This window comes from Pseudomonas sp. F007, from assembly GCF_057814275.1.
This window is the reverse complement of the sequence record NZ_JBVATA010000014.1, coordinates 1-12131: the sequence shown is the minus strand read 5'-3', so window position 1 is coordinate 12131 and position 12131 is coordinate 1. Positions and strand designations below refer to the sequence as shown.

Genomic DNA, 12131 nt, shown 5'->3' with positions numbered 1-12131 from the left:
TGTAGCTGATGGCCTCATCGCGAGCAGGCTCGCTCCTACAGTGAACTTGGGGCGGTCACAAATGCTGTGAAGCATGCAAAATCCTGTAGGAGCCGGCTTGCCGGCGATGGACGTCAACGATGACGCTTATCGTCTGAATGTCCGCGGCTGCCTCGAACTCGGCGCAACGTCGCGCCGCTCCCTCAGAAGTTCACCGACGCGCTCAGGCGGGCGGTCAACGGTGCGCCCTGGAACAGGTAGTTGTCGCCCATGTATTCCCCGACATCGCGCCAGTAACGCTTGTCGAACAGGTTGTCGACGCTCAGGCGAAACACCGTTTCATACCCGTCGATGCGCGTGCTGTAGCGGCTGCCAAGGTTGAACACGGCATAGGCCCCGGCTTGTGCCTCGCCTTGCTGGCTGGCGTATTTGCTGCCGCTGTACTGCACGCCACCCAGCAAGGCGAGGCCATCGATCCAGGGCAGGGCGTAGTCGCCGTAAAGGCTGGCGCGCAGGGTCGGTACGTTGATCGTCTGGTGCCCTTCGTAGTCGGGCGTGCCGCTGCCGCTGACCCGTGAACGAATCGCCGCGACACTCGCGGCAATCTGCAGGCGCTGGCTTGCCCAGCCATTGGCCGACAGCTCCAGGCCGGTGCTCTTCTGGTCACCCTGCTCGACGAAGGTGAAGCTGCCGTCGGCATTCGGTCGTGAATACTGGTAGGCCTGGCGGATCTCGAACAGCGCCGCGCCGAGGCTGATGCGCTGCCAGTCGTACTTGATCCCGGCCTCGATCTGCCGTGACACGCTGGGCGCGAGAATCTCGAAGGCGTTGCTGGCAAACCACGGCGCCTGGCTGCCCAGGGACAGGCCCTTGCTATAGCGGGTGTACAACGCCAGCTCCGGCAGCGGTTTGTAGATCAATGCAGCCTGGGGCAGGAACTCGTAGCGTTGGGTGTGGCGCGTGGTGGCGCCCTGGCTGTCGAAGGTTTCTTCGTCGAGGCGCACTTCGCGGGCGCCGAGCACGGTCTGCCACTGCTCGTTGAAACTGATTCGGTCGTTGAAAAACAACCCGTACTGGCGGCTGTCCAGGTGGCGGTAGGCGTCGTTGAGCGGTCCCTGATAGCGCGGGAAATCCTCGGGTTCGCTGTCGATGTTGGCGCTGCCGATCATCTGGTTGATCGGCTCGCGCTTGTCGACGATGCGCCGAAAGGCACTGCTGCCGACGGTGAGCTGATGGTCGAGGCCGGCGGTGTCGAAGCGGCCGCTGAGGGTGGCCTGCACTTCGTCGTTGCGCCGGGTGTCGTCGGGGCTGCGGAAGTCGTAGATGTCGTAATCGCCTTCGGCGCTGAAGTGGTTGGGCACGGCCACTTCACTGCAACTGGCGGCCCCATAGCAACCCCAGGCGAACGAGCTGTAGTCATCGATTACCACGCGGCTGCGCGAGGCGCTGAGGTTGGCTTTCCAGGTGTCGCTGAAGCGGTATTCGAAATTGCCGTTGAGGTTCAGCGCGTCAGTGGTCACCTGATTGGCGCCGCTCTGGTGGGCGAGTAGCTGCTTGGGCGAGGCGTGGTGCGGCAACTCGGTGCCGCCGAGCAATTGGTAGCCCGGCGCCGAGCGCTGCTGACGGTTCTGGTACTCGACGTCGAGTTGCAGCATGGCGGCGTCGCTGATACTCCAGTCGAAGGCCAGAGAGGCAAAGTCGCGTTGACCGTTGGTGTGTTCGACGTAGGAGTGGATATCCTCGTGTGCGAGGTTGGCGCGCAGGCCGAACTGTTGTTCGCTGCCGAAGAAGCCGCCGACGTCGGTGGCCAGGTAACCGCTGCCGCGATCATCGGTGGAGACCGTGACCGAGCGCACATCGGTCGGCCGCTTGGTCACGTAATTGACCAGCCCACCGGGCTCGCTGACCCCGCTCTCAAGCCCCGCCAGACCCTTGAGCAGTTCCACCTGCTGTTTGTTTTCCAGGCCGACATTCTGCTCGCCGGCGATGGTCCGGCCATTGATCTTGTAGCTGCTGGCCGCATTCAGCGAGAAACCACGGACCACGAAATTTTCGTAGTAGCCGATCGGCGCATAGCTCTGGCCCACCGAGGCATCGTTTTTCAACACGTCGCTGAGCAGGCGGGCTTGCTGGTCCTTGATCAGTGCGTCGTTGATCACCGTGATCGACGCCGGCGTGTCGAGCAAAGGCGCCGTTTCGAACCCGCTGACAGAGGCCTCGCTGGCCTGGTATCCGGACGGCTCCTCGGCGTTCACGGTGACCGCCGGCAGCAGGGTTTCAGCGGCCTGTGAGGGCAGGGCGCTGGACAGCAGCAGGCCGAAAGTCAGCGGGGAAGTCCGGTAAAGCCAATCCATGTAAAGCTCCTTGATGACTGAAATCCCTGGCCATGGGCTCACCGGGCACAGGTCAGCCGCTGCGCGGTGCGGCTGATTTTTTACGCGGCGCATCATACAAGGCGATCTGTTTGTTTACATATTCATTGGTGCGGTAATGCTCGCTGTGTGAACTGTGTGAACTGTGTGAACTGTGTGAACTGTGTGAACTGTGTGAACTAGCCTGCTAGCGATGGCGTACTTACGGTGTACATATCCATTCCTGCGGTAACGGCGGCTTATGGTTGCGCCCTTACGGCGCCTCACTTTTTTTCAAACGCCAAAAAAAGTAAGCAAAAAAGGCTTACCCCAGCGTCCGGCCCCTCGCTTAGGCTCGGGGTACCTTCGCTCCGGCATCCATCCGTGGGTCATCGCCTCCGGTTGGCTTCGCTGCACCTCCTCTCGATGACTGCGGCTGCGCCGCAGCGCGCTACGCGCACCCCCCGGATGAATACCTCCGCTCAGCCTCCCGATGGGGCCGGTGAATCAAGATCAAGATCAAGATCAAAAGCGGCAGGCGAGCTAACGCTCGGCCTGTTGAGTGGTAGCGGCGGGCGAGGCGGCCTACCGGCCGGTCTGTTATTTGACTGTCGTATCCACGGACCCTGTAGGAGCTGGCTTGTCGGGGCGCCGCATCGCAGCGAAAAACCTGAGGCCGCCGCGTACATCCAGGACATCTGCGTCATCGTTAACGACCATCGCCAGCAGGCTGGCTCCCACAAAGTCCATGGTCGATCGCAAGATTTGCATCCACCGCATAGCCCTCCAGTCAGGCCGGCCGGTAGGCCGCCTCGGTTGCTTGTGATCTTGATCCACCGGCCCCGTTACAGAAGGCTGAGTGGAGGCATGCATCCGAGGGGAGCGCGTAGCGCGCTGCGGCGTAGCCGCAGTCATCGAGAGGAGGTGCCAGCGAAGCCAACCGGAGGCGATGACCCGCGGATGGATGCCGGAGCGAAGGTACGCCGAGCCTAGGCGAGAGGGCCGGATGTTGGGGCAAGCGTTTTTTGCTTACTTTTTTTGGCGTTTGAAAAAAAGTGAGGCGCCGTAAGGGCGCAACCATAAGCCGCCGTTACCGCAGCAATGGATATGTACACAGTTAAGTCGCTATCAAGCAAGCTCCCACAGAAACCCACTCCAGCATTAGACCGTTTATTTCTCTGGGTTATTTGGATAGACACAAGACGCATATCCATGACACCACAAACGCTGCCGCAGTCACCGATCTGTCCGCTATCACATCCACTTCGCAGTGAAAGCATCCACACCTGCGCAAGCCATCGCATTAACGCGGTTGGCGCAGTGTTTTCCGCTGCTGGACAGGCATCTTGTCGTGCGTTCGCCAGTCCCTAGAATCGGCACCATCTACTTCACCTCGCCTTTCCAATCCTTCAGGGAGCTCCACTATGATGAACGCCATGCAGATGCCAATGTCGATGCCGATGAACAGCAACATGCCGATGATGGGCATGCCCATGATGATGGCGACCATGAGCTGCGAAATGATGGACGACGGCATGCTGTGCACCATGATGCCGGCCGCTGGCATGGACATGGGCATGTTCCGCAACAGCGCGCAAATGATGCAGATGATGATGAACTGCGGCATGCCGATGATGATGCACTGCGCCAACATGAGCATGATGTGCATGTCGGCATCGAGCATGAGCATGCCGATGATGGGCGCCATGATGCCGGTGATGGGCATGCCCATGCCTTCGATGAAATGCGTGATGGAGTGCAGCGTTCAGGACGACCGCATGCTGTGCAAGATCATGCCGATGGCGGGCATGAACATGGACATGATGAAGAACTGCTGCGCGCTGATGATGAAAATGATGAACGACTGCGGCATGCCCATGATGATGAGCTGCAACGGCATGCCGATGATGTGCTGCACCTGCTGATCAACATGTTCGGCAGCGGCCGGGTTTCAATCCAGCCGCTCCGGATAGGTCACCACCAGGTAGGCCACGGCCTCGCTGTCGGCGGGGTTGCGGTAGCGGTGGGGCTGGTCGGCGTAGAACAGAATCGAGTCCCCTGTCGATAGCAGGTAGCGTTCATCATTGACGCTGATTTCCAGCACACCCTGCGCCACCACCAGGTTTTCCTGGACCCCCGGACCATGGCCTTCGCTGTGGTCCTCTCCCAGGGCGCTCAGGCGCAACTCATAGAATTCCGATTGGCGTGCCACGTCATACGGGAACAGTGCGCGGCTGACGAAGCTGCCACTGGCACTCACCAGTCGTTTGCTCTGGCTCGCGGACAGCACCGCGACACCTTCGAATGCGCGGTGCTCGAGAAAGGCCGCGACCGAGACTTTCAGGCCCTTGGCAATTTTGCACAGCACCTTGATCGACGGCACGCTGCGCCCGGATTCGATTTGCGCCAGCATCGCCCGGCTGACGCCACACTGGCGGGCGAGGGCATCCAGTGACAGGTGCCGCTTGGCCCGCAAACGCTGCAGGTTTTGTGCGACCCGGTCGCAGATCGGCTCCTCTTCCGTAGTTTGCAGATTGTTCAAATCTTCCAGGGGTTCATCGGCGCTGGCGAGAAAGCGCAGGGGCCCGGCGGCATTCATGCGTGGTGGGTCCGAATCAGGGGCGTGGGTGCCCAGCTGAAGGCGGGGCCTGGGGCCTGAAGTGCGTACATATCCCACATGGCCCGTGCCCGCTGCTGGGCCAGTTTGCGTGTGCGGTAGCGGGCGAAATCGATGAGTTGGGCTGTCGGCTTCATGGGGCACTTCACTGTGATGATGAATGACGGGATGGGCTGAGCCTACTCGTGATCTGTTATATCGATAAATACTGATTATCTATTTATTAATTCCTTCTGGTTCTTTACCGCAGCGAAGAGGGTGTGCCTGTCGCCGATGATGTCGGCTGTTCCACCGCCTTCGCCGGCGCCTCCTACAAGGATTGTGCAAGCAACACCACATCTATTAGATCGCCAGCCCGCTCCCACATAGCCCCACGGATGCACTGTTATAAAGCCGCACCCCTCATCCGTGCACTAAGCCAAGCCACGCCGCAGAGTCATCGCCGGGATTGGCAATTCGCATCGGGCACCCGCCTGTCCCCAAGAAACGCCGCCCTACGGGCTTCGCAGCCAGTTCGAAAGCACCCACCCACAAAACTGGCACAAACGCTGCAACACCCTCATCAGGCCCGCCGCGAACACAGTTGAGTGGGCAGCCCCCTCGGTCAACGACGATCGATTGGCCGCAGAGGTCGTGGGCAACAGCGACAAGCCGGGCACAGCAGCCCGACGCGATCGCAGACGAACAGGCAAAGACGCCTGGAACCGCAAGGTTTCAGGCGTTTTTTTTTGGCTTTTGAACAGTGACCTGGTGCTACCTATGAACCCCAATGTTGCCCCGTTGAATACCTCGCAAACGCTGATCGTGATTGGCAATGGCATGGTCGGTCACCACTGTGTCGAACAGTTGATCGAGCGCGGCGCCCTTGAGCGCTATCAGGTGCACGTCTTCAGTGAAGAGCCGCTGCGCGCCTACGACCGCGTGCACCTTTCCGAGTACTTCACCGGGCGCGATGCTGAGTCGCTGGCCCTGTCCGCAGCGGCGCTGTACCAAACGCCGGGGGTGACCCTGCACCTGGGCGTGCCGGTGCTCGAGATCGACCGCGGCGCCCGCCAGGTAATCACCGCGCAAGGGGCCACCACCTACGACAAGCTGGTGATCGCCACCGGCTCCTTTCCTTTCGTGCCACCGGTGGAAGGCGCCGCCGGTGACTCGCGCCTGGTCTACCGCACCCTGGCCGACCTCGACGCCATTCGCGCTGCCGCCAGCAACGCTCGGCGTGGCGTGGTGGTGGGTGGTGGGCTGCTCGGCCTGGAGGCGGCCAACGCCCTGAAAAGCCTGGGCCTGGAAGCCTATGTGGTGGAGTTCGCGCCGCGCCTGATGCCGGTGCAACTGGATGAACTCGGTGGCCAGGCGCTCAAAGCGCAGATCGAACGCCTCGGCGTTGGCGTGCATCTGTCTTGCGCCACCCAGTCAATCACTGCCGGCGAGCAGTACCGCTACCGGATGAATTTTGCCAACGAGCAGCACCTGGAAACCGACCTGATCGTGTTCTCCGCCGGGATTCGTCCGCAGGACACTCTGGCCCGTCAGTGCGCGCTGGAGATCGGCCCGCGCGGCGGGGTGGTGATCGACGACCAGTGCCTGAGCAGCGACCCGGACATTTACGCGATCGGCGAATGCGCCGCCTGGAACGGCAGCCTGTTTGGCCTGGTCGCCCCCGGTTACCAGATGGCCCGCAACGTTGCCGCGCAGTTGTGCGAGCAGCCGGCTGAGCCATTCCTCGGCGCCGACATGTCGACCAAGCTGAAGTTGCTCGGCGTCGACGTCGGTTCCATCGGCGACGCCCATGCCCACACCCCGGGCGCGCGCAGCTACCAGTTCATCGACGAAGCCAGCGCCAGCTACCGGCGGCTGGTGGTCGACGCCAGCGGCAAGCACGTGCTCGGCGCGGTGCTGGTGGGCGATAACAGCTACTACGACACTCTGCTGCAGTATGCGCAGAACGGCATCGCCTTGCCCGCCGAACCGGCCAGCCTGATCCTGCCGTCCTCGGCCGGCGCACCGACTCTCGGCCCTGGCGCCTTGCCCGATGTGGCGATGGTCTGTTCCTGCCACAACGTCAGCAAGGGTGCGATCTGCTCGGCGATTGACGGCGGCTGCAGCGACCTCGGCCAACTCAAGGCGCAGACCAAGGCCTGCACCGGCTGTGGCGGTTGCGCCGGGCTGCTCAAGCAGGTGTTCGAACATGAGCTGATTGCCCGTGGCGTCAGCGTCGACAAGAGCCTGTGCGAGCATTTCGGCTATACCCGCCAGGAGCTTTATGGGCTGGTGCGGGTCGAGGGCCTGCTGAGTTTCGAAGAAGTGCTGGCCCGTCACGGCCGTGGTCACACCGGCTGCACAGTGTGCAAGCCGGCGGTGGGCTCGATCCTCGCGTCGTGCTGGAACCAGCCGATCATGGACGCCTCGCTGGTGCCGCTGCAGGACACCAACGACACCTTCATGGCCAACATGCAGAAGAACGGTACCTATTCGGTGGTGCCACGGATTGCCGGCGGCGAAATCACCGCCGACAAGCTGATCGTGATCGGCCAGGTGGCGAAAAAGTACGAGCTCTACACCAAGATCACCGGCGGCCAGCGCATCGACCTGTTCGGCGCCCAATTGCATCAGTTGCCGCAGATCTGGAGCGAGCTGATCGAGGCCGGTTTCGAGACCGGTCACGCCTACGGTAAATCGACCCGCACGGTGAAATCCTGCGTCGGCAGCACCTGGTGCCGCTACGGCGTGCAGGACAGCGTGGCCATGGCGCTGCTGATCGAGGATCGCTACAAGGGCCTGCGCTCGCCGCACAAACTCAAGTTCGCGGTCTCCGGCTGCACCCGTGAGTGCGCCGAAGCGCAGAGCAAGGACGTCGGGGTGATCGCCACCGAGAAGGGCTGGAACCTGTACATCTGCGGCAACGGCGGCATGCGCCCACGCCACGCCGAGCTGTTCGCCACCGATCTGGATGCCGCCAGCCTGATCCGCTACATCGACCGCTTCCTGATGTTCTACATCCGCACCGCCGACAAACTGCAGCGCACCTCGGTCTGGCGCGAGAGCCTGGAGGGCGGTCTCGACTACCTCAAGCAGGTGATCCTCGACGACAGCCTGGGCCTGGGCGACGAGCTCGAGTCGCAGATGCAATGGGTGGTCGACCGCTACGAATGCGAGTGGGCCAACGCCCTCAAGGATCCGGAAAAACTCAAGCGTTTCCGCACCTTCGTCAACGACGACCGCGCCGACCCGGCCATCCATTTTGTCGAGGAACGTGGCCAGCGCCGGCCGATCATGGCCGCCGAACTCAACCTTATCCCTGTCACCGAGGAGTCTGTCTGATGAGCCTGTCCACTTCCCAGCGTGTCGAAAACAGTGCCGTGATCGAGCAAGCCACAGCCTGGCAGGCGGTGTGTCACGAGCAGGACCTGGTGAGCAATTCCGGGGTCGTGGTGTGGCTCGACGGCGACCAGGTGGCGCTGTTCTACCTGCCCGATGCCGAGGGCCGCACCCTGTACGCCATCGACAACCACGACCCGCAGTCGGGGGCCAACGTCATCGGCCGCGGCCTGATCGCCAGCCTCAAGGGCGAGCTGGTCGTCGCCTCACCGCTGTACAAACAGCACTTTCGCCTGGAAGACGGCCATTGCCTGGAATACCCGCAGCAACGCCTGCGGGTGTGGCCGGTGCGGTTGCTGGATGGGGTGGTGCAGGTCGGGGCCTTGCGAGGCTGATCCTGCTCACTGCTCACTGCTCACTGCTTCTGTGGGAGCTAGCCCTGCTAGCGATGAAGTTCATTCGGTGTAGCTGATGACCTTATCGCCAGCAGGCTGGCCACAGGTTTTCGGCACACCCGAATTATTCAGGCGCTCCAAACCCCTGTAGGAGCGAGCCTGCTCGCGATGAGCCAGAGAACGCCGCATCCACTCAAAACACCCCGCCCAGCGGATACTCGACCGCCAAACGAATCTGATCGGTGTCGAGTTCCGCCTGGGCCGTATTGCCGCGGTGCAGGTTGTGTTGCAGCGACAAGGTCAGGTCCTTGGCCGGGCCGCACTGCACCACATAGCGCGCGGCGAGATCACGCTCCCAATGCTTGCCGCCCTGGCCGTAGCCGAGGTAGGCGTAACCCCCGGCCGGGTCGACATGCCGACCATCGATCCCGCTGCCGCGCACATACGTGGCACTGAGCACCAGCCCCGGCCAACCGAAAGCCTGCATGGCGAGGTCGTAGCGGGCCTGCCAGGACTGTTCGTTCGGCGCGTTGAAGTCCGACAGTTGCACGGCGTTGCTGATGAAAATCGCCCCGCGGGTGACGTAGTCGAAAGGGCTGTCGCCGTCGACCTTCTGGTAGCCAAGGCTGAAGGTATGGGCGCCGTTGCGGTAACTGGAAAGCAAGCTCCAGGTGGTGTTGTCGATGGTGCCCGACCAGGCGCGGCCGGTGTCCTGGGTGCGGTACAGATGCAAATCCACCGACAGCGACTGGTCGCGTCCGAGCTCGTAGCTGTAGCGGCTGCCCAGGTAGTGCTGACGCCAGTTGTCGGCATAGCGCGAGGTATAGAGGCTGGTGGACAGACCGTCGATACCGTCATAAACCACCCCGGCGAGGTCGAAGTCGCGGCCCTGTCGACCATTGGAATAATTGACCACGAACCCCTGGTCATGACTCGCGGCATTGCGGTCGGTGCTTTCGGTGAAGTGTCCGCCGACCATTTTCAGCCCGCTGATTTCCTGACTGTTGATGAAGACCCCGGTGGCGGTCTCCGGCAGCAGGCGGCTGTCGGACGAACTGAACACCGGGGTTTTCACCCGCTGCTCGCCGTAGCTCAGCGTGGTCTTCGATGCACGCAACTTCAATGCTGCGCCGCCACGGGCGAACTGGTCCTTGGGATAACCCTCGTTGTCGATCCCCAGCAAGCGCGCCTTGCCGGCCCGACCGCCGCCACTGTCCAGTTGGCGGGCGTAGTAGGTATGGGCGTCGAGGCCGACGCCGACCAGGCCCTGGGTGAAGCCCGACTGCAGACTGCCCATCAGTCCATAGCCCCATTCCTCGGCATAGCCATTGCGTTCGCTGCGCGGTTTGTAGGCGTTGCGTGCGGCGTTGTTGCGCGCGCCGTTGCGGTAGTCGCGATGGTCGTAGACCGAACGGTTGAGCAGGCTCCAGGTGCTGTCCTCGATGAAGCCCTGGCTCTGTTCCTGGGAAGGTGCAGCCGACAGCGAGGTGGTTTGGGCAGCCAGGGCCAAGGGTAGGGCGAAGCGACGAATGAGGGGCACAACGAGATTCCTTGCAGACCCCGCCGGCAGTCAATGAATCGCCATGGAGCTTGGGCTAGAGCCTCTGCCTGGCGGCCGACGGGGTTTCGAATGGGTTGCGTAATGTAATACTATTACGTAAATTTGCAAGCCACTTCCTCCATCCCTTGCGTTGTGAAATGCCCATGACCTCTGCTGTTGTCCGTCCCGCCGCCGCCTCCCGGCTGCTGTCCATCGATGCCCTGAGGGGCCTGGTGATTCTGTTCATGCTCCTCGATCACGTGCGCGAAACCTTTTTCCTGCATCGCCAGGTCAGTGACCCGATGGACATCACCAGCACCGAACCCGAACTGTTCCTCAGTCGCACCCTGGCGCATTTGTGCGCGCCAGTGTTCGTCCTGCTCACCGGTCTTTCGGCTTACCTCTATGGCGAAAAATACGCCGGCAAGGCCGACGTCAGTGCCTTCCTGTTCAAGCGCGGATTGTTCCTGGTGCTGCTGGAAATCACCCTGGTCAACTTCGCCTGGACCTTCCAGTTCCCGCCGAGCGTGATCTACCTGCAAGTGATCTGGGCCATCGGCCTGAGCATGCTCGCCTTGTCGGCGATGGTCTGGCTGCCGCGCGCGGTGTTACTGGTGCTCAGCCTGCTGATCATCGCCGGGCACAACCTGTTGGATGGGCTGCACTTTGGCCTCGAGTCGGCGATGCACGTGCCCTGGGCGGTGCTGCATGATCGCGGCTGGATCGAGTTGGGTGAGGGTTTGCGCCTGCGCACGTCCTACCCGCTGCTGCCGTGGATTGGGGTGATTGGTTTGGGCTATGCGCTGGGTCCATGGTTTGCCCGAGGTGTCGATGCTTCGCGGCGTCAGCGCGCCTTGCTGGTGGCAGGGCTCGGTGGGTTGGCGGGCTTTGTTGGCTTGCGTCTGCTCAATGGGTATGGCGAGAAGCCCTGGGTTTCGGCTGATGCTCTGGTGCCGACCCTGATGAGTTTTTTCAACATCACCAAGTATCCGCCGTCGCTGCTGTTTCTCACCTTGACCTTGAGTCTTGGCCTGCTGTTGTTGCTGTGGTTCGAGCGACGCCAGGACAGCCGCTGGATCCCCGCCCTGACGGTGTTCGGCTCGGCGCCGATGTTTTTATACCTGCTGCATTTATATGTGCTGAAGTTTGCCTATCTGGCGGCGGTGGCGGGGTTTGGGCTGAATCAGGGGAGTTATTTTGGCTTTGATTCGATGGGCTGGGTTTGGCTGGTGGCTATGCTGTTAGCGGTGGGGTTGTACCTGCCGGTGCGCTGGTTTTCGCGGTTGAAGGGGCGGCGCAGGGATTTGCGGTGGTTGAAGTATTTTTGAGGGGTAGGGGTTGGTCTGTCGGGTCGCTTGTTACCGCGATGGCTGCCTGACGGTGTACACATCCACTCCTGCGGAATCGCACTACTGTAGGAGCTGGCTTGCCAGCGAAGGCTGCCTGCCGGTGTACACCTCCCTTCCCGCCGAAACGCTCGCTCTACTGTAGGAGCGGTTTCCCGCTTGCGGCTGCTCCGAAGGCTATTTGTCGGTGTACATATTCCTTCCTGCAGAAACGCTAGCTACTGAGGGAGCTGGCTTGCGAGCGATGGCGAACGACGGTGTACATATCCATTCCTGCGGTAAGCGGGTAGCGGCTGCAGAAACACTGGTCCACTGTGGGAGCGAAGGCATTTCCCGTCGTGACCCTGTGACAATACGTTAAAGACCCATCCTACACGCCACACAGAATCGTCTGATACCCACGGTTATCCCCTTCATGAAAGCCTTCCTGCGCTTCATCGAGGGTAGGAATAGTCCTCCCCCCGACACTGAAAAGGTCCAGGGAGGTCTGAGTTTTGTCCGATAAATACCGCGTTTTTCACAACCACACCCTCGAAATCCACCGGCTCCAGGCCAAGATCGACCTCCTGGCCTTCGACGGCGAAG

Annotated in this window: 7 protein-coding genes; 4 read left to right on the top strand and 3 right to left on the bottom strand. The window is 61.7% G+C overall.

The annotated features are described in order from the left end of the window. Positions 1 to 182: 182 nt before the first annotated feature. Complete coding sequence (locus tag ACZYR5_RS28525) at positions 183 to 2333, bottom strand: TonB-dependent siderophore receptor (RefSeq protein WP_489092739.1); 2151 nt, start codon at positions 2331 to 2333, stop codon at positions 183 to 185. Positions 2334 to 3754: 1421 nt separating this feature from the next. Here ACZYR5_RS28525 and ACZYR5_RS28520 point away from each other — a divergent pair. Continuing rightward, positions 3755 to 4255: a hypothetical protein gene (locus ACZYR5_RS28520; RefSeq protein WP_489092740.1), complete on the top strand. Its 501-nt coding sequence runs from the start codon at positions 3755 to 3757 to the stop codon at positions 4253 to 4255. A gap of 26 nt (positions 4256 to 4281) precedes the next feature. Here the strand turns inward: ACZYR5_RS28520 and ACZYR5_RS28515 are convergent, their stop codons facing one another. Further along, positions 4282 to 4929: a helix-turn-helix domain-containing protein gene (locus tag ACZYR5_RS28515; RefSeq protein ID WP_489092741.1), complete on the bottom strand. Its 648-nt coding sequence runs from the start codon at positions 4927 to 4929 to the stop codon at positions 4282 to 4284. 777 nt (positions 4930 to 5706) lie between these two features. Here ACZYR5_RS28515 and nirB point away from each other — a divergent pair. Both nirB and nirD read left to right on the top strand, forming a co-directional pair. Beyond that, entirely contained in the window at positions 5707 to 8268 is a 2562-nt protein-coding gene (gene nirB, locus ACZYR5_RS28510; protein WP_489092742.1) for a nitrite reductase large subunit NirB, read from the top strand. Beyond that, on the top strand, positions 8268 to 8660 hold the full coding sequence (gene nirD, locus ACZYR5_RS28505) for a nitrite reductase small subunit NirD (RefSeq protein ID WP_489092743.1): 393 nt from the start codon (positions 8268 to 8270) through the stop codon (positions 8658 to 8660). Before nirB ends, nirD begins: the two co-directional genes overlap by 1 nt. Before the next feature lie 193 nt (positions 8661 to 8853). On the opposite strand, the gene ACZYR5_RS28500 is transcribed toward nirD, so the two are convergent. Beyond that, positions 8854 to 10200 (bottom strand): OprD family porin, encoded by a 1347-nt coding sequence (locus ACZYR5_RS28500; RefSeq protein ID WP_489092744.1) that lies wholly within the window; start codon positions 10198 to 10200, stop codon positions 8854 to 8856. A 164-nt stretch (positions 10201 to 10364) separates the two neighbouring features. On the opposite strand from ACZYR5_RS28500, the gene ACZYR5_RS28495 reads away from it, so the two are divergent. Further along, positions 10365 to 11528, top strand: a complete 1164-nt coding sequence (locus ACZYR5_RS28495) for an acetyltransferase domain-containing protein (protein ID WP_489092745.1) — start codon at positions 10365 to 10367, stop codon at positions 11526 to 11528. Positions 11529 to 12131 lie beyond the last annotated feature (603 nt).